Consider the following 23,559-nt stretch of genomic DNA (forward strand, 5'->3'; position numbering starts at 1 on the left):
TGGGATGGTTGCGTGGAAACAATATCTTAAATCCTTTGCCTCTTTTTTTGAATTGTCAATAGCCCCTAGGAATAAAACCACAATTTGTGGGCGTGGTACATTGGCGACGGGTACATTGAATATTATTTTCTGTAGTAATGGCAATATCTTGAGAACGAGCAATATACATATCTGCAAAGGCTCTATCTTGATATTCTTCATTGCTTAAATTTTCGCCATATTTTGTCGCTAAAAAGATTTGACCTTGCTCATTTGGCTGCCAAACAAAAATACCATTTTCGTCGGTTTCATAAAACGCATTTGCTAATGATGTAATCACAAAATTAAAATCTTGTGGGCGATATTGGTCGTTATGTACGCTTAAACTTTGTGGTGTAACCCCTAATACTGGAGCCAATCTTTCTACTTGAGTAGTCCCTAGTGTACGGCTACGCATACACTTAACCTTAATTGAGTAACCGTTAGCTAGTTTTTTAAATTCACCTTTGGCGGATAATTTACATTCAATCGTGAATTTTGTTCCTGTATTTCTATGGGTAATAGAAACATCTTCATCATGACTGCCTAATTGTGGGTTAATAAATGGTTTCTGAACTTCCCATGTTTCATTATCCAATAAATTTTCTAGCCTATCGCAAACGGAAAATTCAAAGGCTTTTCCCCTAATCATTGGAATAACTTTTGGGTCTCGCAAAATTTTACCTAAATGTTGAATAGGTAAATTATACAAATGACAAAATTCAATTAATTCATCATTAATAACATTATTATTTGGCATATTTTTTTCTAACTATTTATTTAATAAAATATTTTCAGGCTGCCTGAAAATCATTTCAAAACCATTTTCAAATACTTCGCCGTATAACTCGTTTTGTGCTTCGCTACTTGTTCAGGGCTGCCTGAAACCAAAATCTCACCGCCCCCAGCACCCCCTTCTTTACCCAAATCTACAATATAATCAGCCGTTTTGATTACGTCCAAATTATGTTCAATAATCACAATGCTGTTGCCTTTGCCTTTTAGTCGCTGAATCACTTCCAACAAAAGCGCAATGTCAGCAAAGTGCAAACCTGTAGTCGGTTCGTCCAAAATGTACAAGGTTCTGCCTGTGTCGCGTTTGGATAATTCCAATGCCAATTTCACGCGTTGGGCTTCGCCACCTGATAAAGTGGTTGCCGATTGCCCTAAACGAATATAGCCTAAGCCAACATCTTTGAGTGTTTGTAATTTTCGGGCAATGGTCGGTACATTTTCAAAAAATTCAAAAGCTTCTTCTACGGTTAATTGTAAAACTTCATGAATATTTTTGCCCTTGTATTGCACTTCCAGTGTTTCGCGATTGTAGCGTTTACCGTGGCAAACTTCACAAGGAACGTACACATCAGGCAAAAAGTGCATTTCTACTTTAATCACCCCATCGCCTTGGCAAGCTTCACAGCGTCCGCCTTTGACGTTAAACGAGAATCGCCCCACGCTGTAACCGCGTTCGCGCGATAATGGCACACCCGCAAATAATTCACGAATTGGCGTAAATAAACCTGTGTAAGTAGCGGGATTAGAACGTGGCGTTCTACCGATAGGCGATTGGTCTACCGTAATCACTTTGTCTAAATGTTCCAAGCCGCGAATACTGTCATAAGGGGCGGGTTCTTCGTGGGCGCGGTTGAGTTCGCGGTGGGCGATTTTGGCAAGCGTGTCGTTAATCAGCGTGGATTTGCCGCTGCCTGAAACGCCTGTTACGCAAGTGATTAAGCCCAAAGGCAATTCCAGAGTTACATTTTTCAAATTGTTGCCGCTTGCGCCTTTCAGAACGAGCATTCTGTCGGGATTAACAGGCGTTCTTTCAGACGGCACAGGAATGGATTTGGCACCGCTTAAATATTGACCTGTCAATGAATGCGCACTTTTCGCCACCACTTCAGGGCTGCCTGAAACAATCACGCTGCCCCCATGTTCACCGGCACCTATCCCCATATCTACTACAAAATCGGCGTGGCGAATGGCATCTTCATCGTGTTCCACCACAATCACGCTGTTACCCAAATCGCGCAATTTTTTTAATGTCATCAACAGTCTATCATTATCGCGCTGGTGTAAACCAATCGATGGTTCGTCCAACACATACATCACACCCGTTAAACCCGAACCGATTTGACTGGCTAAACGAATGCGTTGCGCTTCGCCACCCGACAAGGTTTCCGCCGAACGCGCCAAATTCAAATAATCCAAACCCACATTAATTAAAAAACCCAAACGTTCATTGATTTCTTTCAAGATTTTTTCAGCAATTTGCGCTTTATTGCCATCTAAATTCAAATGTTGAAAAAAATCCAACGCTTGATTCAACGGCAAGGCAGACACATCATGCAGAGCTTTGCCACCAACCAACACATTTCGTGCTTCTTTTCGCAAACGCGCCCCACCACAGCTCGGGCAAGCTCTATGACTTTGATATTCGCGTAATTTTTCACGTATGGTTTCGCTATCGGTTTCGCGATAACGGCGTTCTAAATTTGGCATAATCCCTTCAAAAGCGTGTTCTCGTTCAAACGTCCCGCCTTTTTCAGATAAATATTTGAATTTAATAATTTCTTTTCCAGAGCCATTCAAAATAATTTTTTGAATTTTTTCAGGCAGCGTGTTCCATGCAGCCTGCACATCAAAATCATAATGTTGAGCAAGTGATTGAATCATTTGGAAATAAAATTGGTTTCGTTTATCCCAACCTTCAATTGCACCAGCCGACAGCGACAATTCTGGGTGTGCCACCACGCGTTCGGGGTCAAAAAAATCAGTGCTGCCCAAACCATCGCAAGTTTGACACGAACCCAACGGATTATTAAATGAAAACAAACGCGGCTCCAATTCAGGCAAACTGTATGAACAAACAGGGCAAGCAAATCGCGCTGAAAACCAATGTTCCGTCCCCGTATCCATTTCCAATGCCAACGCCCGTTCCTCGCCGTGTCGCAGTGCCGTCTCAAAACTTTCCGCCAATCGTTGCTGAATATCATCGCGTACTTTGACGCGGTCAATCACGACATCAATATTGTGCTTGATGTTTTTTTCCAGTTTGGGGATTTCGTCCAATTCGTAAATCGTGCCGTCCACACGCACACGCGTAAAACCTTGCGCTTGCAAATCTTGAAATAAATCAACAAATTCACCCTTTCGGTTCACAACCGCAGGCGCAAGAATCATCACGCGCGTGTTTTCAGGCAGCCTTAAAACCGTATCCACCATTTGCGAGACGGTTTGGCTGCTAAGCGGCTGATGATGTTCAGGGCAATACGGTGTCCCCACACGCGCATACAACAGACGCAAATAATCGTGAATTTCGGTAACCGTACCGACCGTTGAGCGCGGATTGTGGGACGTGGATTTTTGTTCAATAGAAATGGCAGGCGACAAGCCTTCAATCAAATCCACATCAGGCTTATCCATCATTTGCAAAAATTGACGCGCGTAAGCAGACAGGCTTTCTACGTAGCGACGTTGCCCTTCAGCATACAGCGTGTCAAACGCCAATGATGACTTGCCCGAACCAGAAAGCCCCGTAATCACAACAAGTTGATGACGTGGAATATCCAAATCAATATTCTTGAGATTGTGCGTGCGTGCGCCACGAATGCGGATGGTGTCGTTGTTGTGTGTTGAAATAGTGGATTTTTTGGACATAATAGATACTGTAATAAATGTCAAGTGAAAAATCAAAATAAATTATTGGCAAAACCCATTTCGCAACATTTGTTTGTTTAATCATCAGTCCTTTTAGTTATCACATCATTCAGGGTGAATGCTAAACGTTAAACAAAATTAAAAAAGCGCGTCAAGGTTAAAGTGAACGCAAGCGACCTTGACGCGCTTTTTTAATTTCGTTCAACTACGCATACCCCCTGAACGATGCGATAACGGACTGATGATTAAACAAACAAACATTGCTACATTAGCTATTTATTAAAATAATGTGGCATCGAGCCACATTATTTTAAACCCCCATCTCTTCTGCTCCTACGTCCTGATGACGTTTAACATCAAAGTATGTATTGTTCTTCAAGCAAGTATAAGCATATTTGACTAATTTAACCATCATCAATACATAAACTTGCTTAGGGTGCTTTCCGCGCGCTAAATGCGCTTCAAACCAAGAACGCCACAACTTACTTCGAGTACAAGCCGCGCGGGCGGGCATATAAAGAGCCTTACGAATAGGACGGTTACCCATCTTAGAAATTGTAGATAAACCTTTCTTATTCCCTGAATCACGAATAATAGGAGACAAGCCAAGCCAACTAACTAAATGGCGATATGTTGGAAATTTGTCCAGATCAATCATAACACTTAATAGAATTTGCGCTGTTGTTTTACCAATACCAACAATACTTTGTAAAATCTTTTGCTTCCTCATCAACTGCTCACTTTTATTAATCAAATCTTGCATTTCTTGCCTACACAATTCAATTTGTTTAGACAAGAAATCAATCATTTGATTAATTGAGTGTAAAGCTACAGAATCGGCAACACTTAAACGATTTTTTTCCATTATCTGCATTTCTAAAAGCTGCTCAATTCGTCTATGCAAACTTTTCAATTTAACTTGCTCAACACTTTCGGGCTGCCATTTTTCAGGATTCTCTTTCGCGCAAAATTCAGCAATTAATTTTGCGTCTTGCTTGTCTGTTTTGACACGCTTCAATTTAAATTGCGCGTAGGATTTAATAATTGAAGGATTTACGACGCTCACTAACGCGCCATTTTCAAATAAGAATTTTGAAACTGGCAAATAATAAACATTCGTTGCTTCACTGCAAACATGAATTGTATTCAATCCAATTTTATACTTTGCAAATTGTGTCAATAAATTATTAAAACCATTTGAATTGTTATCAATAATAAAATTAATTGCTTCATTGTTAATCAATAAACAACAATCAATTTTATTCTTACTAATGTCTAAACCTAAATGCGCTTTAATTTCCATTTCAAACCTTACAAATAAGGGCTTTATCCCAAGATACCGTTATGATTAAAATAAAAAATGTATGTGCCAATCTATCATAATAATTTTAAATTAAGGCAGCAAATATGCAGGCATCACACATTTAAACACTTTAACATAGTATAATTATTAATTTTCTTATTTAGGACTAAACATGAAACAAAATATTATCATTACCCTGTTATCGGTTATTTGTGGCATATTGGGCTACATTGCAGCCAACATAAAGAGCGAAGTTCCTAAAACTAACACACTACCAAACATACAAGCAACAAAACCAAGCGAATTTCAAAAAATAACAAAAACCAATGAAAATGAAATCATTGATTATGGACTTATAAAAGGTAAATTAAAGCCACAATATTCCAAAGAATCCCTTGAAAATGAAGAAGAAGGTTCAGTGGTAGTAGAAATAATTGTTAATAAAAATGGAATTATTGAATCAGCAAAAATTTCTCACAGTAGTGGGCACGCAAGATTAGACTACACAGCAATTAAAACAGCAAAGAACGAAAAACTAGAACCGCAAACCAAACAAGGTAAACCGATCAGAACACGCTATTTAATTTCATACACATTTAACCTTGCTGAATAACAGAAAGACTTGGATTATTATCTTTTTAAAAACTGCGTAAAATTTTAACACATAATGTCAAAACTGTAGCAGATTACTCAGATTAATTATCTGTATAAGTACCATCATCACGTTGTGTATAATATTGATTGGTAGCAGGAGTCCTATAAGGATCAAAAATACCATTACGTGCATAATCTAGACAAGTTTTTTTATCTATTTCAGGCATAGGGGTTGCCTGGTCAGTATAACAAGTACATTTTTTAGCTTTAACACTTTCAACACAAGCAACAGGAAAAGGCATTGATTGGACATTACGATTTAAACCGTCATAAATAGGAGCCGTCCAAGGTTTGCCTTTTATTGTTGGTTCAAAATCCTTTTCACTCAAGTACTGAGTAATTGGCTGCTCAATCCGTGATGCAGCCTGAACAGGCAATGATGAATTATTAATTACTTGCTGATTATTGGACTGATTAACTGGATCAGATTGCTGTACCGTTTTTTTCTGAACTGTTTTTTTCTCAAGGCTAGACTTCAAATTAAAAGATAAATAAACCACTAAAAAAATCAATAATGGCAAAAACCACACCCAAGAAGTTAGTGAACCTTTTAACTTATTATGTTCTTCAGCAGATTTATACATACCGAAAGCATCTTTTTTAGTAGTAAAAATGCTGTTTTTAGCATCAGCAACATCATTGCGAGATTCAGGATTCGCACATTTTTGCCAATAAGAAACGCGTTTAAACCCAAGCATAGTACGGCTAATATTACGATGCTCTCCAACCAAAGAACGTAAATTAACATCAATTAATCGCGGATGCTGAGTTAATATAAAAAAATCTAAACCTTTATGACGATGAGTTTCAAGCTCATGAACGTAGTCAGGAACTTTAGAACCAGCAGGTCGGGGACGAAAAATTCGCTGCGCTTCATCAATAACAATAATTGCGCCTACAGGAGCCCATTTATGCCATGTTTCCATTGACTCACCATCAGGAATAGGCATAGTGGGCAATTTAAGCTCAGGAATACCATCGACAAATAAAGGACGATTTTGCAAATCTTTTCTAGTCATCAGCATATGAACAATTAGACTAGTCTTACCAGAACCTGGTAAACCAGTAATTAAACTAATCATAATTAATTACCTTTTAAAAACAGAACCTATTTTAGTAACAGACATCAAACCAAAAGCAAAAGCTGATGCACCAAAAATATAATTTAAGGCAACGCCACCACCTGCTAAATAAAATATTTGTAATACTTCAGAAGGCATATTACTAAATTGACTTGTTAAATAATTCACAAATTGAGACTGCAAAGAACTTATACCCTTATAACTAATCACAGATATACCCAAAGCTGCCAACAAACGCCCACCATAAGTAGAAATTAACGTACCTAAAACACTCATCAGCATTGTAGCAATACGAGCTAATAATGGCATTTTTTAATCCTTTAATAAAATAGCAGAACGAACAACAATAAATGATAAAAATATCGATACTAAAATAATAATTGGACAAAGTTTAATAGCAGCATCACAAAAAGGCCAATAACTAATTTCATGATTTGTACCTAAAATTTTTACTGTAATTAATGTCAAGAAAAAAAATCAAAATAAATTAGTTGAAAAACCCATTACGCAACATTTGTTTATTTAGTCACCAGTCCTTTGAGTTATCACATCATTCAGGGTGAATGCTAAACGTTAAACAAAATTAAAAAGGCGCGTCAAGGTTAAAGTGAACGCGAGCGACCTTGACGCGCCTTTTTAATTTTATTTAACTACGCATACCCCCTGAACGATGCGATAACGGACTGATGACTAAATAAACAAACATTGCTACATTAACTATTCATTAAACTAATGTGTCATCGAGACACATTAGTTTAAACCCCCATCACTTCTACTCCTACGTCCTGATGACGTTTAATCCTTTGATAAAATAGCAGAACGAACAATCATAAATGATAAAAATATTGATACCGAAATAATAATTGGACGAAGTTTAATAGCAGCATCACAAAAAGGCTGATAACTAATTTCATGATTTGTACCTAAAATTTTTACTTGTTTAGGTGCTGGGCAAGTACCTGATTCAACAAAATCATTTGATTTATTAAAACTATTCAAATCAACATCTGTCGTACCTATAACAAAATCACTACCACTACTTACACCTGAAATGGCATCATTAACTTGAGCATTTGTACCCAAAAATACACAATTAACAGTATCTTGACCTGGCTTACAATCACCAACACCACTTGCAGATACATTTCCTAATATAGAACCAGTACCAGAACCTGAACCTAAAACTGATGAAGAAGAAGCTGAAGCATTAGGCATAAATCCACCAACACCCCCACTTGAGTTATTATTTCCACCGCTACCGTTATTATGTAAACGATTATAGACATCATCAACACCTGAATCATCAGAAACCTTACTGGCATTTAAAGCGTCATCAGTAGAACCGTAATTATTGTAAATCGTAATATTAACTATACCAGGATTTGAAGTGGAATCAGTAGAATATGCTGTACCATTACAATAAAGCATAGAACCTTTACTAACCCAAAAATTGTAATACTCAATTTTATAAATAGGCGGTCCCAACACACGTCTACAACTATATACATTATTTCCATGAGCTGCATAACCATCTCCACCAGGACACATATTTTTAGAAACATCAGTACCACAAAGATCAGGAACAGTTGGAATATAAGTTGTATTACCCGAGCCATTATTAGAACTACCAGAACCACTACCAGAACCACTACCAGAACCACTACCAGAACCACTACCAGAACCACTACCAGAACCACTACCAGAACCACTACCAGAACCACTACCAGAACTACTACCAGAACTGTTACCAGAACTACTACCAGAACTACTACCAGAACCAGCTAAATTAGAATTTGAACCGATAGGATTATCACAAGACATTGGCACCCAAATACCACCTACAGATTTGCCACAGAGATTAGAATTAGGTTTTTTAGTTTCATTATTAATGCCGGTATTTTTACCATCATTTCCTATAGGAATAACACAATTTATATATAAAGAATAATCATCAATTTTACATACAGAACCAGGATCAGCAGTTTTTTGAATATCTGGTAAAACTGATTTTAAAGCTTGCATAGGCGTAGAAAATCTTTCACCAACACACTTGCCAACAGAATCATCAATTGTACAAACAAAGGAGCTCTTATCAGGAGTAGTATAAACACGATAGAACCCACCGTATTTATCATCATTAAAATAATAAACATAAGCACGATAATTAGCACTAAAATCAGGAACAAAATCAGAGATCAATTTAAGTGGTATCTTTACTTTTGTAAGAGCAAAAGAACTACATGATAAAAAAAGCAACATTAATAAAAATACTGCCTTTAATTGTTTAAACATACGCCCCACACGCTCCATTTAAATAAATTTAAAAAAAAATAATCCAAAAAGGAACCGTTACTAATATCCCAAGTAAAAACATTAATATATCACTCAATTTTCATCCTTTACCGAATAAACAAAATATTAAGAATTAAGAATTAACATTTCCCAAGTTCCCGACATAATTAATCCCCTAAATCTTTAAATTGACCTAAACCATTTAACACCTTAACCACTAACTTCACAAAAAAAGAAACTGCAAACAATGAAGTAATAATTAATCCAACCTGAATACCATCTTTTAAAAAACCGTATTCATCACAATAGGGGTGATACATATCTACTTTAATAAATACAGGTTTATAATTAATACCTGATACAGGAAAATACCAGCCATCATCTTTACGAATAGGCATTTTTAAAACGCCATCTTGAGCAATAGTGGGGGTTACTAAGCTCATCTTGTAATCGGACGCTTCCTCCGATGTGGTGAAGCATTGACCCCCTACACGATATCCCATAGAACCCCCTAAGCTAATTAAGCACGACGCATCATGCGAACAACCATTGCAACACCAACGCCAACCATAGCCAAACCAATTACAACGCCACCAACAGCATATAAATCAGTTTTGAAATCCGATGTTTCAGCCTTTACGGCTTCAGCCAATGGACCAGCAAAAGAGTTAGTTGCCAACAATGCGCTACCTACAATAACCGCAGATGTAGCTTTATCAGATACAGCACGACACACTTGTTTGATATTTGCTTTCATAAGTAATCTCCGAAAGTTTAAAAAATAGGCTGCTTCGTGGGGTTTTTGACGCGGCAGCCCAACACGTCAAAATAAAAAATCTTTCAGGCTTTAAGACTGCGCTGTTTTCGGCTTTTCATTCTGTAATACTTGCAGCTTCGTTACTAAGTTAACAGTATTATTGCCTTTTTTCACTGGCGAAAATTCAACTTCAACTAAACAAGGCAATTTGCCACGCAAATTAATTAATTCACTATGCTGCTCAGATTTGCCAAATTCCAACTCAACTACATCAACACCAAACTCTTTTTCCTGATGTTCATAAACTGGAACCTCGATATAAAGGCGTGTATAGTCGTATTCTTGACCGTTTTCCGTTTTTCCTTTGTTCCATTTGATTTTACGAAGTAATGTTTTCATGATGTTTCCTTATGTTTAGGGTTTAAATTTTGTTGCTTATATTGTCCGTAACGAAGATGCAAATATTCATCATAAGTCATCGACTCTTGTAGCTCTCTTGTAAAACCTTTTCCAAATACTGCCCTTAAAAATAAATCCGATTTCAAATTGTTACGAAATTGCTTCAATTCTTCGGTATTCACTTTAGGCTTTTGTTCTTGTTGAATTTCTGATTCAACTAGCTTTTTTTCAAAAATATAATTTCTTAAATCAATATCGGATGGTTTTCTCTTGTTTTCTTTTATAAATTCAACAAATGGATAACCAGCATCAAATGCGTTAGGGTGCAATCGTTTATTCATTTTTGCCCCTACGTTTTCAAGAAGTTGAACAATCTCTTGTTCTTCAAAACCCATAAACTTTAATGTTTTAATCGTTGGGCTAACTTGAATTGACGCGTGATGAAGCATATGCTCAACACTGATTTCTTTCATTTTTTGGAGTCGATCAGGCTTTTTTAAATCTTCTGAATATATCATGAATAATTCTTCACAAATTGGGTACGCCCCTGTTAAGTATTCACCGGGTTTCAATAAAATTTCATGCTCAAGCACAATATCGCGGTTTCGCATTTGCAGTTCAAAACGAACCCAAGGGCTACTCCTGTCTCCCTGTTCAATGCCTTTTTCATAAACGCGAACCACGCGAGAACCATTTTTACGACTTCCAATATACAAAGTCCGCCCACCGTCAGGCGCATTCAGCCAGCCCACTCCAGCCATTTCAGCGTTAGGCTGTGTATTTCCTGATTTAAATTTACCAGCAGCCCAATCAGAATAGGCTTGTAATGGCGTATATTCGCCTTTTAAAAAATCATGTGCTAAATCAATTCGCGTTATTTTGCATGATGGCGCATAATCCTTTATCCAGTCATAAAGACGATTTTCCCATCCGTCCAAAGCTGCCGCTAAACCAACACCCGAAACATAAATACAAACAGTCCCACCTTGTTTATCTCCATTACCCCAACCAAAAAATCCGTATTTAATGCGTTCATCAGATTTCAAACCCATATTAGCTGTTTTAGGATAACCATTACGACCGTTTCCACGACTTGAAAAATAAAAACCAAAAATTTCAAAAAGCATGGCTTCAGCATTGGCTAAAACAAGCTCATCTTCAGCATCTTCACTTTCACATTGAACACTTTGTTCTAAAGTTAAAAGAGAATATTTTGAAAAAGTAATAGTGATGGTATCTATATGTGCAGACATACCTACACCTTTACGTAAAGGAACGGCTTTAATTTCGCCATTAACCATTACATAATGATTTTGTATTTCTGAAATATGACTTACCCCCCCTTGTTTCACAGGCTTAAAATTTTGTCCCCCCGTGTTACTAGTGGGGGGTGGCTGCACCGCTCCGCAGCCTGCCGCGCACGCGCTGTCTGTCTGCGCATCGGCGCAGCCACTTTCCACAGAACCTAAAGAAGCAATCAAGCGCTCGTATCCACGAATCGCACTAGATTTGCGTGTATAATCCTTTACAAATTCGCCATTAACATATAATGCAAATTTGCCTTGTTCAGTTTTTACAATTTCATAATTCATGTTTTGTAAACTAGACATAATTAAAGCCCCACACTTTAAAAAATAAAGTAGGGGCTTCAATCAGCCTTAAATCAAATAATTGCTTAAAAGCAAAAGATACTTGTTAGATTTACAGCCCCCACAGCAGAGGCTCTAATATATAAGGCAGTCTGAAAAATGGAAAACCGTGTATTTTAACCTTTTTTCACGCATTGTGCAGATTGTCAAAACGTTCTAATTTTTCTACACTCTCATCGTTATTTACTGAAAAAATCATCATGATACATTCACAATCTCAACAAATTATCGGTAATCGCGAATCGCAACAAGATGCCATTAATTCTTTGCGCGTGTCGCCACAACTGCAATTATTCGTCCTGGCAGATGGCATGGGCGGACACAATGGCGGCGAAACCGCTAGCCAATCCGTTATCCAATCGTTTTTGGATTATTTCGCTAACCCAATTGCCGACGAATCGCCCACCGATGCACTGTACACCGCCTTATTACGCGCCAACGCTGCTTTATTAACGCGTACTTTGCAACAACCTGAATTGCAAGGCATGGGAACAACATTAGTCGCTGTTTTAATACAGGAAAATGGGCAATTTGATTACATCAGCGTTGGCGATTCGCCGCTCTACCAATTTTCAGGCAGCCTCAAACGCATTAACGCCAACCACGCATTTGCCGAAGATTTGAAAAAAATGGTGCAGGTAGGCGCAATATCCGCCGAAGAGGCCGAACAACACCCCCAACGCCATGCCATTACCAGCGCATTAACAGGTAATGCCATCACACACATTGACCAATCTTCAGGCTGCCTGAAAATGGGAGAACGCTTGATTCTGGCCAGTGATGGCATACAAACTTTAAGCCACGAACAAATTGAAAAACAAATCCAACACGTTGAGTTTGCAGAATTAACAACGCGTTTGTTGCAAGCCGTTATCGCCCAACAAAAGCCACAGCAAGACAATGCCAGCATCATCGTCATTGAATACACCAATGAACGAAAAATTGAATCGCCACCCACCATCAATGTAGTCATCCAATCTTTCAGGCAGCCTGAAAAAGAAGCGTTACCATGGAAATTTATGATTTTGGGTGTGGGATTGGCAGCGATATTATTAATTATTTTGATGATTTGGTTAGACGGTTCGGGTCATCAAAATGTGGCGAACAATGCCCCACCCAGCACCAGCCAAATTCAGCAGCCTAACACAATACCGCACAATGTCATCAGTCAAATCATGGCTGCCAGCGCAGCCAGTACCAACCATTAATTAAATAATTAAATACAAAGAGATATTATGTCAATCAATCATCGTTATGCTTTATCTTCAGGCAGCCTGCTACATGGCGTTTACCGAATTCAACGCGTATTGGGTTCGGGTACATTTGGCATTACTTATTTGGCGCAACACGTTAATTTAGGTTCAAGGTCAGTCATCAAAGAATATTTGCCTGAATTTGCTGTTCGCGACAATGGACGCGTTACGCCCCCACAAGCCGATAAAACCGAAGTTTTCAATTGGGGGTTGAACAGTTTTTTCCAAGAAGCCAAAATTTTACATGGTTTGAATCACACTAATATTGTTAAAGTATCAGATTTATTTGAAGAAAATGGAACAGCATATTTTGTTATGCCCTATATGGGCAGCAATACTTTTTTGGATTGGATTGCCAGCCATTCCACGCCCACAACAGACGAATTAAACGCCATTTTCTTACCGATTTTAGACGGATTAAGCTATATTCATGCACGAGACTTGCTCCACCGCGACATCAAACCAGCAAATATTTTATTAACCGCCGATGGGACACCTGTGTTGATTGATTTTGGTTCGGCGCGTTTTGCCATCAACAGCAACAGACCGCAAACCAATTTGCTCACACCCAATTTTGCACCAATTGAACAATATGGTACACGCACCACACACTACAAACCATCACTGGATATTTACAGTTTATCCGCAAGTTTGTATCAAGCCATCACAGGCAAATTGGTGGAAGCTGCGCCCGACCGTTTGCAACAAGATTTGCAACCCAAATTGGCACACAATCCAAGTTATCGTCATTTGTATCCACATTATTTTTTGGACGCGATTGATAAAGGTTTGAGTGTGCAGCCTGAAAATCGTTTTCAGACAGCGTTAGACATGAAAATGGCATTATCAGGACAAAATCAACCAAGTACCACAACCTCCACCATAACTGTGGTTCCGCCGCGTACCCAAGTTGTGTCGCCACAAACACAAATGGTGTCACCAGCCACGCCCCCAAAAACCAAGCCTCAAAAGCAGCACAAACCGCCATCACATTCAACTCATCAAACACGGTTTTCACTTTCAGGCAGCCTAAAAAAGATGGGTATTTGGATAAAACGATTGATTTCATTGTCGATTATTTCAGGTGTAGCCCTATGGAGTTATCCGCATATCAAAGACTGGCTGCAATATTTCAACAAAAGCAGTGGCAAACCGTATCATGGCACGGCTGAATTAAAATTAAAAGGTAAAACAGTAGTTTATACAGGCTGGCTGCAAAATGGCGTGGCACAAGATAATACAGGTAATGCCACATTAAAATTTGATGATGGTACGGAATGTAAAGTAGGTATGTTAAATAATGAACGAAATGGCATGGGTAAATGTTTATATCCTAAAGGCAGTATGTACGATGGCTCATGGAAAAATGACATGAAACATGGTTACGGCAAATACATTCCCGCCGAATCATCACCGATTGCATCTTATGAAGGCGGATTTGTGCGTGATAAATTGAGTGGCAAAGGTATGATGAAATACAAAAATAATGCCGTGTATGTGGGTGAATTTGCTAATGATAATATCAAAATAAATAGCAAAGGTGAAATAACAGGTATGCTCGGAATGTCTGTTCGTTGCGTGGGAACATTCACTTATAAACAAGCAAATTGTTCATTTAAACAAGGCAATTCAATTATCAAATACAAGGGTGGTCATAAAAATGGCTTGTGGAATGGCTCTGGGGAAATCACTACATTTGATAATGGCGAAAAAACAGATAGTTACCGTGGCACATTCCGCAACGGTGATTTAATTGGCGAAACTATTCGCAGCCAGCCCAAAACGGTAGATTCATCGCCAAATGATTCTACTGGTGATGATGCTGACAACGCTTCTGTAACACCCATTTCCACAGAAAGCAATGACAATCAATCAGATAAAAAAGATAAACAAAATTTAGTTAATCATTTATTTTAAAAGAAACGTTCAGGCAGCCTGAAAATATTCAAATATAGTTGTATATAGTTGTTTAAAATTTAAGAACCTGTATTGATAGTCAACATGAAATGGATTTTTGTCCCAGTTGGTACGAATGTAACATGAAATTCAATGCAGCAGCCAAATAGAGTAAAAAAACATCACGCTTGGCTGTGAATGCAGGTTCTTAAATATACTGTGTTGTCCGCCCCTTATGTACTAATTATCTACGTTTACGTTAAAGAGTTTTTGTGATGGTTTGTTTGTGTCAGAAATAATAAATAATTATTCTTCAATTTTTTAATTTCTCATCGCGAACACACTACGTTAAAAAATCCGTTACAATACGTGTTTTTTGTCTATGCTTTTTCAGGCAATCTGAAAATCAAATTCGTCTGAAAAATTTTAACTACTTGAAAAATATCATGCTTATTCTTCGTAATTTAATTTATTGGTTGATTTTGGTCATCAGTTTACCCATTATGTTTTTTATGGGTTTACCATTTATGCTGTTGCCACAAGGCGCGAACAAAGTGGGAAAAATTTGGGCGCAATGTATGTTGTGGTGCTTAAAAAACATCATCGGACTAAAATACGAAGTACATGGCGTAGAAAATATTCCCACCGAACCCGCAATTATTTGCGCCAAACACCAAAGTGGCTGGGAAACTTTAGCATTACAAGACATTTTTCCACTACAAGTATATGTTTTAAAAAAAGAATTATTTCTAATTCCATTCTTTGGCTGGGGTTTAAAATTAGCAAACATGATTGCCATTGACCGCAGCAAAGGCAAGCAATCCATGGAGCATATGCTCAAACAAGGCATCAAACGCAAACAAGATGGTTTGTGGATTGTCATTTTCCCTGAAGGCACGCGCATGAAAGCAGGCGAACGCGGCAAATACCGTTTGGGTGGTGCACGTATGGCGCAAGCTTTTGCTATGGATTTGGTGCCAGTTGCCCACAATAGTGGCGAATATTGGGCAAAAAATGCCTTTTTGAAATACCCTGGCACGATTCAAGTACGCATTGGCAAGCCAATTGCCCACACGCTTGGCACAGAAGCTGAATTAATGGCAGCCTGCGAAAATTGGATTGAAGAACAACAAACACAAATCACAGGGCAAGGTCCTTGTTATCAAAAAATGTAGAAATATTTCAAGCTAGATTTGAGTGCCGTCCAAAGCGACAACATATCATAACATTCAGATAATATTTAAATATTTTAAACATGAAAGAAACACATCGCAAACAAATGAACCAAAGATGAGTGCTGGCAAAGACTTCAGGTTGCCTGAAAACGTGTATTATTGCGACAAAATCACGAAAATTTGGTAAAAAGCAGCCTGATAAAATCCAATTTGCGGTTATAATAGAAATCTCACTTCATTTTCATTTATTAATTATTTATTAATTAAAGGACGAACATTATGGATATTGAATTTGCAAAAAGCCAATTTATCCGTTTATGGGAAATTCAAAATCAATTATTACTCAACGACATTGATGGAGAATTGCGCAATGCTGTTGGCTATGGCAAACGTGAATGCCATGTTTATATCGGTGATGCGTCCAATATGCAGGACGTGATGGCATATTATGGCAAAAAAGGTTTCAAATGCCGCTTAAATGAAGAAGAAAAAATCATGATTCTAAGCGGTTGGACATTGTCTTAAGACATTTTTCAGGCTGCCTGAAAGGAATTTTTCATGAAAAAAGCATTGTTTAGCATATTTATTGGCTTGGCTGCAAGTTTGGCGAACGCTGGCGATTTTGTCAATCACATCAACAATAAAGCGCAAGATATCCCTCAAACCCATGTGCAAATCATTAATTTTTGGGCAGCTTGGTGTAAACCGTGTCGCAAAGAAATGCCCGATATGAGCAAATGGTATACACAAATCGGCAAAAAACAAAAAGTCGGCATGGTTGGCATCGCCATTGACAGCCCTGAAAATGTCAGCCAGTTTTTGAAGCAAGTCCCCGTAAAATACCCGATTTTGCGCTACACTGGCACAAACAGTCGCGCCATGATGAGCCAATTCGGCAATCAAATTGGCGGTTTACCCTACACCGTAATTCGCGCCCCAAAATGTGCGTATGAAGAAAAAATTGTCGGTGAACTCACTTTTGATCGCTTGAATCAAGCTGTACAAAAAGCACAAAGTTCTTGTTCTAAATAATTTTTTCAATCAAATCCACTCAAATTCATTTGGGTGGATTTTTGTTTAGACTAGAAAATTGATACAATAAGCACCATATGATTTTTCAGGCTACCTGAAAAGCAACATTTTCAGCAGCAGAAAAATTTCCTTATTTATTTTGACGAGTTTTCTTATGTCCGAACAACAAACTTCATTAATTGAGTTTCCCACTGATTTTAAACTGAAAATCATGGGTGCAGCACACCCCGATTTTGTCCCCGAAATTCTCAAAACCATTCAGCAACACGCTCCCGAAACCAATGAATCTCATATTCAAATGCGTCCGAGTTCTGGCGGCAAATTTGTCGGCGCAACCGTAACCGTTTACGCCAAAAATCAAGAACATTTGGATAATATTTATCGCGCCGTAACATCGCATCCGATGGTTAAAGTCGTGTTTTAATTTTCAGGCAGCCTGAACATGAAAATCGTAAAATTAGGCACACGCGAATACGCGCCCGTGTTTGAAGAAATGAAAGCATTTAACGCCAACCGCACCGCCGACACCGAAGACGAATTATGGGTTGTGGAACATCCATCGGTGTTTACGCAAGGTTTGGCAGGTAAGCCCGAACATTTGCTCGCCAGCAGCGACATTCCTGTTGTGCAAATTGACCGCGGTGGACAAATTACCTATCACGGATTAGGACAACTCGTTGTTTATACGCTGATTGATTTCAAACGCCGTAAAACCAGCGTGCGCCACATCGTTTCTGCACTGGAAAATGCAATTATCGCGACTTTGGCACAATACAACATTCAATCCACTAACGACCCCAATCGTCCTGGGGTGTATGTGGGTGAACGCAAAATTGCATCATTGGGTTTGCGGATTAAAAATGGCTCGGTTTATCACGGCTTGGCATTAAATGTGAATATGGATTTAGAGCCATTTCATCAAATCAATCCGTGTGGATATGCGGGTTTGGAGATGACGCAAATTGCCGATTATGTGCAACCTGCGCCGAGTTTAGACGCAGTGGCAGATAAATTAACCGCGCATTTGATGCGTGAATTGGTTTTTCAGGCAGCCTAAAAAATTATTCATTTATTGACAACTTATTTGGAGTTACTCATTATGTACGGCATTACTTTTGATTTAAACACTCGAGATTTGCAAATGTTTTATTCGCATACCGAACAACAAGCCTATGCAGAAATTGCAGAAATTCTGCAAAATTATGGCTTTAAAAACATGGGTAAAGTGTTTATTTCGCAATCAGACAATGTGGCGGATTTGTTTACGGCGGTTTTGGCATTGCGACAAGAATCGTGGTTCAGCTCATCGGTTCGCAATATCCATTCATTTAAAATTGAACAATGGTCGGATTTGACACAATTTGTTCGCGCCTAATTTTCAGGCTGCCTGAAAATAATTTAATCAAAAGAAAGAATGAATATGTCTACAGAAGCAAAAAACGTGTTAGACAACGCGCAAGGTGTGAAACACAAAGGCGCAAGCAAAACTGCCCGAATTCCCATTAAAGTCGTGCCACTTGAAGAAAAATTGAAAAAACCAAGTTGGATTCGTGCTAAGGTTCCGTCCAGCCAAAAATTCTTTGAAATCAAAGATATTTTGCGTAGTCAGAAAATGCATACCGTGTGCGAAGAAGCGTCTTGCCCGAATATTGGTGAATGTTTCAGTCATGGTACGGCTACTTTTATGATTATGGGTGATATTTGTACGCGCCGTTGTCCGTTTTGCGATGTGGGGCATGGTCGTCCGAATGAATTAGATGCGAATGAACCGCGCCATTTAGCCGAATCGGTGGCGGCGATGAAATTGAAATATGTCGTGATTACTTCGGTAGACCGCGATGATTTGCGTGATGGTGGCGCACAGCATTTTGCCGATTGCATCAATGCGATTCGTGAAACGAGTCCAAATACCAAAATTGAGATTTTGGTGCCTGATTTTCGTGGGCGTTTGGACATTGCGTTGGAAATCTTGGCAAAAAATCCGCCAGATGTGATGAATCACAATTTGGAAACACATCCACGTTTATATAAACAAGCACGTCCAGGGGCAGATTATCAACATTCTTTGGAATTATTGCGCCGTTTCCGTGAGATGATGCCGCATATTCCGACCAAATCGGGCATTATGGTCGGCTTAGGCGAAACAGATGATGAAATCCGTGAAATCATGCGTGATATGCGTGCCAATAATATTGAAATGATTACGGTGGGGCAATATTTGCAACCATCTGACGGGCATTTGCCTGTATTGCGCTATGTAACACCCGAAATGTTCAAACAATTTGAAAAAGAAGCCTATGCAATGGGCTTTACCAATGCCGCAATTGGTGCGATGGTGCGTAGTTCGTATCATGCTGATATGCAAGCAAAAGATGTTATTGAAACACATAAACAAGGTGGCTGTGGTCATCATTAAATCATGATTGATTTTTTAGGTTAAACCTTTGCAAAACTTCTATTTTCAGATTTGAAGGTTTTGCAAAGGTTTCAGGCTGCCTGCAAAAGCGTACACCTATTTGCGCTCGCTGATTTGCTCGGATAATGGCACTTCGTGGGGATTGATTCGGGCGTTGTCTTCTGCACCTAAATTGACTAATTTTCTCAATTTAGTCATATAATTATTAACATCTAATCCACATCCAAAACGCTGTGCATCCCACAATGTCTCGGCGAGTGCGTCCATCATTTCGTGTTCGGCGTGCACCCAATCATCACCGTATTTCGCACACAATTGCGCGTGAATACTGCGAATTCCAAACGGTTGGTCAATCGCTACTTGCTCTTGAATACTCAGGTGCATGGATAAATGCAAAAACGGATTGCTTTCGCCTTTGTCAGGTGTCCATTCATAATCTAAATATTGTTCAATATTATCAAGAATATAGGCATACTCTGTATGGGCTTGCAAAATGCGTAAGGCTTTGGTTTGCAGCGCATCCAGCTGCACAGGTGCCAAACGCAATTGCCAAACTTGTGCAAAAAATCGGCGAACATCGTGGGTATTGACATCATACATGGTCATTAAATTCCTGAAAATTTTGAATATCAGCATTATAAAGTCTTTTCAGGCTGCCTGAAACTGTGTATAATGGCTTTTCCGATTTGGGGGCGACCTTGGTTTCGACGGGGGTTACAAAGCAAATACGGGCATACCGAGTTTTCAGAGACTCGTAAAACACTGAACGAAAATAGTCGCAAACGACGAAACTTACGCTTTAGCCGCTTAAGGCTAGCCGTTGCAGCAGTTGGTCAATGGGCTGTGTAGAGTCAAATCTACGGCAACGTCATTTTACATTGGCTGGTTTTGAGCTGGGTTACTTAGTTCAAAATGAGATTTAAGGTAGCTGGTTCTCTGAGAGCCCGTCTGTCGGCGTGATGAGAATGAGATTTCCAAATTGGCAAGACTAAGTATGTAGAACGTTTTGTAGAGGGCTTTCGGACGGGGGTTCAATTCCCCCCGCCTCCACCATTTTAATAAATAACTCCATGATGATTCATGGAGTTATTTTTATTTTATATTGCTTAAGGATATGTTTCTGGTCTAAAGCCTTTGTAAAATTCTAGATTTTAGTGCGGTTCAAAGCAATACTATAGCATATATATTGATAATATTTAATATGTTAAATAATTAAAGAAGAGTTTTTCGAAGAAGTGTACCAATCGAATTAGATTTTAGATTATAGGTAGGATTTTGCAAAGGTTTTGGTTTGTCTGGTTTTGATATGGAGAGGGTAGTATGGTGTCTTGCTGTCATACTTTTGGGTTTTATTTTTTTTGAGTGTTTAAAAACTGCGATTATGTTGAGATTAAATACTATTAAGAAACAATGTAGTTATTAATTTTGAGGGGAATATTTGTTTATTTTTTGTTGACGGTTTTTGGGTATAGGCGTATAGTTCGGTTCTTCGCTGCTACGGCGGTTGAGTTAGTCAAAACGAATTAGTTTACTGGTTTATTTGGCTGAGTACAAGGATTATTTGAAGCTCTTTAAAATTACAGAATACCGATAAGTGTGAGTGCCTGATGGTCTCACACTGCAAGAAAAAACAGACAAGATTGTAATAGGTGCTGAGCCGATTACTCTTTGTTGGTTTCTTTGAAGCAGACCAGAAGTTATTAAGTTAGAGATTGAACATAAGAGTTTGATCCTGGCTCAGATTGAACGCTGGCGGCATGCTTTACACATGCAAGTCGGACGGCAGCGGGGTAGTGCTTGCATTACTGCCGGCGAGTGGCGAACGGGTGAGTATAATATTGGAACGTACCGAGTAATGGGGGATAACTATCCGAAAGGATGGCTAATACCGCATACGTCCTGAGGGAGAAAGCGGGGGACAGGCAACTGCCTCGCGTTATTTGAGCGGCCAATATCGGATTAGCTAGTTGGTGGGGTAAAGGCTTACCAAGGCGACGATCCGTAGCGGGTCTGAGAGGATGATCCGCCACACTGGGACTGAGACACGGCCCAGACTCCTACGGGAGGCAGCAGTGGGGAATTTTGGACAATGGGGGGAACCCTGATCCAGCCATGTCGCGTGTATGAAGAAGGCCTTAGGGTTGTAAAGTACTTTTGTTAGGGAAGAAAAGGCATTTGCTAATATCAGATGCTGATGACGGTACCTAAAGAATAAGCACCGGCTAACTACGTGCCAGCAGCCGCGGTAATACGTAGGGTGCGAGCGTTAATCGGAATTACTGGGCGTAAAGCGAGCGCAGACGGTTACTTAAGCAAGATGTGAAATCCCCGAGCTCAACTTGGGAACTGCGTTTTGAACTGGGTAGCTAGAGTGTGTCAGAGGGGGGTAGAATTCCACGTGTAGCAGTGAAATGCGTAGAGATGTGGAGGAATACCGATGGCGAAGGCAGCCCCCTGGGATAGCACTGACGTTCATGCTCGAAAGCGTGGGTAGCAAACAGGATTAGATACCCTGGTAGTCCACGCCCTAAACGATGTCAATTAGCTGTTGGGGCACTAGATGCCTTAGTAGCGAAGCTAACGCGTGAAATTGACCGCCTGGGGAGTACGGTCGCAAGATTAAAACTCAAAGGAATTGACGGGGACCCGCACAAGCGGTGGATGATGTGGATTAATTCGATGCAACGCGAAGAACCTTACCTGGTCTTGACATGTACGGAATCTCTCAGAGACGGGAGAGTGCCTTCGGGAGCCGTAACACAGGTGCTGCATGGCTGTCGTCAGCTCGTGTCGTGAGATGTTGGGTTAAGTCCCGCAACGAGCGCAACCCTTGTCATTAGTTGCCATCATTTGGTTGGGCACTCTAATGAGACTGCCGGTGACAAACCGGAGGAAGGTGGGGATGACGTCAAGTCCTCATGGCCCTTATGACCAGGGCTTCACACGTCATACAATGGTCGGTACAGAGGGTAGCCAAGCCGCGAGGTGGAGCCAATCCCAAAAAACCGATCGTAGTCCGGATTGCACTCTGCAACTCGAGTGCATGAAGTCGGAATCGCTAGTAATCGCAGGTCAGCATACTGCGGTGAATACGTTCCCGGGTCTTGTACACACCGCCCGTCACACCATGGGAGTGGGGGATACCAGAAGTAGGTAGAATAACCGCGAGGAGTTCGCTTACCACGGTATGCTTCATGACTGGGGTGAAGTCGTAACAAGGTAGCCGTAGGGGAACCTGCGGCTGGATCACCTCCTTTCTAGAGAAAAGAAGAGATTGTTAGGTACTCACACTTATCGGTATACTGAATTGAGATGCGAAGAGCAAGAATGCGAAGAGCAAAAGAATAGAGACGACTTAATGGGTTTGTAGCTCAGGTGGTTAGAGCACACGCTTGATAAGCGTGGGGTCGTAGGTTCAAGTCCTACCAGACCCACCAAGACCTAATTGGGGGCATAGCTCAGTTGGTAGAGCACCTGCTTTGCAAGCAGGGGGTCATCGGTTCGATCCCGTTTGCCTCCACCAAATATTTAGAGGTAGAACCAAATATTTAGAAGTCAAATATTTAGAAGTAGAGCTGAACAGTAGAATTTAAAAGTAGAAATTTCAAATTAAAGTGAGTTTGTGGAAGTTGTTTACGAAGAAGTTGTTTACTAGATAGTTTTATAACTTACTTTTTATAACTTACTTTAATTTGCGATTTAAGAAACGCATTGATCTTTAACAAATTGGAAAGCCGAAATCAACAAACAAAGACAATGTTGATTTGTTTAGAATGCTGTTTGATGCAACAAGTAGTGTTCACATTTCAGGCAGCCTGAAAAGGTATTGGTACTGAAAGAAGAAATAAGCAAATCATAAGAATTTGGGTGATGATTGTATCAATTGTTCTTGAAAGACAAAAGGCAAGAACAATACACAACAAAGCAGTAAGCTTTGTCAGATTAGAGAATCTAAGTAATGCTGGCAGTCAAC

General features: G+C 39.5%; 22 protein-coding genes, 2 tRNA genes, 1 rRNA gene and 1 other RNA gene. 14 read left to right on the top strand and 12 right to left on the bottom strand.

Annotation, left to right across the window (positions count from 1 at the left end):
- Positions 1-55: 55 nt before the first annotated feature.
- The 3 genes from BWP33_RS04945 to BWP33_RS04955 form a co-directional block, all read right to left on the bottom strand.
- The gene (locus BWP33_RS04945; RefSeq protein WP_002641659.1) at positions 56-778 is read right to left on the bottom strand and encodes a hypothetical protein; all 723 of its coding nucleotides are present in this window, start codon (positions 776-778) and stop codon (positions 56-58) included.
- 50 nt (positions 779-828) lie between these two features.
- The gene (uvrA, locus tag BWP33_RS04950) at positions 829-3,678 is read right to left on the bottom strand and encodes an excinuclease ABC subunit UvrA (RefSeq protein ID WP_002641658.1); all 2,850 of its coding nucleotides are present in this window, start codon (positions 3,676-3,678) and stop codon (positions 829-831) included.
- 310 nt (positions 3,679-3,988) lie between these two features.
- Positions 3,989-4,981, bottom strand: a complete 993-nt coding sequence (locus BWP33_RS04955) for an IS110 family RNA-guided transposase (protein WP_002642883.1) — start codon at positions 4,979-4,981, stop codon at positions 3,989-3,991.
- A 172-nt stretch (positions 4,982-5,153) separates the two neighbouring features.
- On the opposite strand from BWP33_RS04955, the gene BWP33_RS04960 reads away from it, so the two are divergent.
- Positions 5,154-5,594, top strand: coding sequence for an energy transducer TonB (locus BWP33_RS04960; protein WP_002643123.1), 441 nt, complete (start codon positions 5,154-5,156; stop codon positions 5,592-5,594).
- Positions 5,595-5,676: 82 nt separating this feature from the next.
- Here the strand turns inward: BWP33_RS04960 and BWP33_RS04965 are convergent, their stop codons facing one another.
- From BWP33_RS04965 to BWP33_RS04995, 8 genes are all read right to left on the bottom strand, one after another.
- Positions 5,677-6,717, bottom strand: a complete 1,041-nt coding sequence (locus BWP33_RS04965; RefSeq protein ID WP_002643122.1) for a zonular occludens toxin family protein — start codon at positions 6,715-6,717, stop codon at positions 5,677-5,679.
- Between the two features lie 6 nt (positions 6,718-6,723).
- Positions 6,724-7,026 carry a DUF2523 domain-containing protein gene (locus BWP33_RS04970; protein ID WP_002643121.1) on the bottom strand — a complete coding sequence of 101 codons (303 nt, stop codon included), beginning with the start codon at positions 7,024-7,026 and terminating at the stop codon, positions 6,724-6,726.
- 3 nt (positions 7,027-7,029) lie between these two features.
- On the bottom strand, positions 7,030-7,185 hold the full coding sequence (locus tag BWP33_RS13295; RefSeq protein ID WP_398407865.1) for a virulence factor TspB C-terminal domain-related protein: 156 nt from the start codon (positions 7,183-7,185) through the stop codon (positions 7,030-7,032).
- 327 nt (positions 7,186-7,512) lie between these two features.
- Positions 7,513-9,009, bottom strand: coding sequence for a virulence factor TspB C-terminal domain-related protein (locus tag BWP33_RS12655; RefSeq protein ID WP_170021079.1), 1,497 nt, complete (start codon positions 9,007-9,009; stop codon positions 7,513-7,515).
- 167 nt (positions 9,010-9,176) lie between these two features.
- Positions 9,177-9,452 carry a hypothetical protein gene (locus BWP33_RS04980; RefSeq protein ID WP_224451194.1) on the bottom strand — a complete coding sequence of 92 codons (276 nt, stop codon included), beginning with the start codon at positions 9,450-9,452 and terminating at the stop codon, positions 9,177-9,179.
- Positions 9,453-9,529: 77 nt separating this feature from the next.
- Entirely contained in the window at positions 9,530-9,766 is a 237-nt protein-coding gene (locus BWP33_RS04985; protein ID WP_002643001.1) for a hypothetical protein, read from the bottom strand.
- A gap of 90 nt (positions 9,767-9,856) precedes the next feature.
- Positions 9,857-10,165: a hypothetical protein gene (locus tag BWP33_RS04990; protein ID WP_002643000.1), complete on the bottom strand. Its 309-nt coding sequence runs from the start codon at positions 10,163-10,165 to the stop codon at positions 9,857-9,859.
- Entirely contained in the window at positions 10,162-11,775 is a 1,614-nt protein-coding gene (locus BWP33_RS04995) for a replication initiation factor domain-containing protein (RefSeq protein ID WP_104930303.1), read from the bottom strand. The genes BWP33_RS04990 and BWP33_RS04995 overlap by 4 nt, the downstream gene beginning before the upstream one ends.
- Positions 11,776-12,014: 239 nt before the next feature.
- Here BWP33_RS04995 and BWP33_RS05000 point away from each other — a divergent pair, with 239 nt between their 5' ends.
- From BWP33_RS05000 to lipA, 9 genes are all read left to right on the top strand, one after another.
- Entirely contained in the window at positions 12,015-13,022 is a 1,008-nt protein-coding gene (locus BWP33_RS05000) for a PP2C family protein-serine/threonine phosphatase (protein ID WP_002643105.1), read from the top strand.
- Positions 13,023-13,049: 27 nt separating this feature from the next.
- Positions 13,050-14,984, top strand: a complete 1,935-nt coding sequence (locus BWP33_RS05005) for a protein kinase domain-containing protein (protein WP_002643104.1) — start codon at positions 13,050-13,052, stop codon at positions 14,982-14,984.
- Positions 14,985-15,409: 425 nt separating this feature from the next.
- Positions 15,410-16,138 (top strand): lysophospholipid acyltransferase family protein, encoded by a 729-nt coding sequence (locus BWP33_RS05010; protein WP_002643103.1) that lies wholly within the window; start codon positions 15,410-15,412, stop codon positions 16,136-16,138.
- A gap of 279 nt (positions 16,139-16,417) precedes the next feature.
- Positions 16,418-16,663 (top strand): hypothetical protein, encoded by a 246-nt coding sequence (locus tag BWP33_RS05015; protein WP_002643102.1) that lies wholly within the window; start codon positions 16,418-16,420, stop codon positions 16,661-16,663.
- 33 nt (positions 16,664-16,696) lie between these two features.
- Positions 16,697-17,170 (top strand): TlpA disulfide reductase family protein, encoded by a 474-nt coding sequence (locus tag BWP33_RS05020; protein ID WP_002643101.1) that lies wholly within the window; start codon positions 16,697-16,699, stop codon positions 17,168-17,170.
- 154 nt (positions 17,171-17,324) lie between these two features.
- Entirely contained in the window at positions 17,325-17,594 is a 270-nt protein-coding gene (locus BWP33_RS05025; RefSeq protein ID WP_002643100.1) for a YbeD family protein, read from the top strand.
- An 18-nt stretch (positions 17,595-17,612) separates the two neighbouring features.
- Positions 17,613-18,227, top strand: coding sequence for a lipoyl(octanoyl) transferase LipB (lipB, locus tag BWP33_RS05030; protein ID WP_002643099.1), 615 nt, complete (start codon positions 17,613-17,615; stop codon positions 18,225-18,227).
- Positions 18,228-18,269: 42 nt separating this feature from the next.
- Entirely contained in the window at positions 18,270-18,545 is a 276-nt protein-coding gene (locus BWP33_RS05035) for a hypothetical protein (protein ID WP_002643098.1), read from the top strand.
- Between the two features lie 45 nt (positions 18,546-18,590).
- Positions 18,591-19,586, top strand: coding sequence for a lipoyl synthase (gene lipA, locus BWP33_RS05040; RefSeq protein ID WP_002643097.1), 996 nt, complete (start codon positions 18,591-18,593; stop codon positions 19,584-19,586).
- Between the two features lie 96 nt (positions 19,587-19,682).
- Here lipA and BWP33_RS05045 read toward each other — a convergent pair whose 3' ends face one another.
- On the bottom strand, positions 19,683-20,186 hold the full coding sequence (locus BWP33_RS05045; RefSeq protein WP_040629637.1) for a DUF1841 family protein: 504 nt from the start codon (positions 20,184-20,186) through the stop codon (positions 19,683-19,685).
- 88 nt (positions 20,187-20,274) lie between these two features.
- Here BWP33_RS05045 and ssrA point away from each other — a divergent pair.
- The 4 genes from ssrA (at position 20,275) to BWP33_RS05065 (ending at position 23,109) form a co-directional block, all read left to right on the top strand.
- Positions 20,275-20,639: a transfer-messenger RNA gene (gene ssrA, locus BWP33_RS05050) on the top strand.
- A 661-nt stretch (positions 20,640-21,300) separates the two neighbouring features.
- A 16S ribosomal RNA gene (locus tag BWP33_RS05055) occupies positions 21,301-22,843 on the top strand.
- 103 nt (positions 22,844-22,946) lie between these two features.
- Positions 22,947-23,023: transfer RNA gene (locus tag BWP33_RS05060), tRNA-Ile, on the top strand.
- Positions 23,024-23,033: 10 nt separating this feature from the next.
- Positions 23,034-23,109 (top strand) — tRNA-Ala (locus BWP33_RS05065).
- Positions 23,110-23,559: the final 450 nt, after the last annotated feature.

Source organism: Simonsiella muelleri ATCC 29453, assembly GCF_002951835.1.
Taxonomy (GTDB): domain Bacteria; phylum Pseudomonadota; class Gammaproteobacteria; order Burkholderiales; family Neisseriaceae; genus Simonsiella; species Simonsiella muelleri.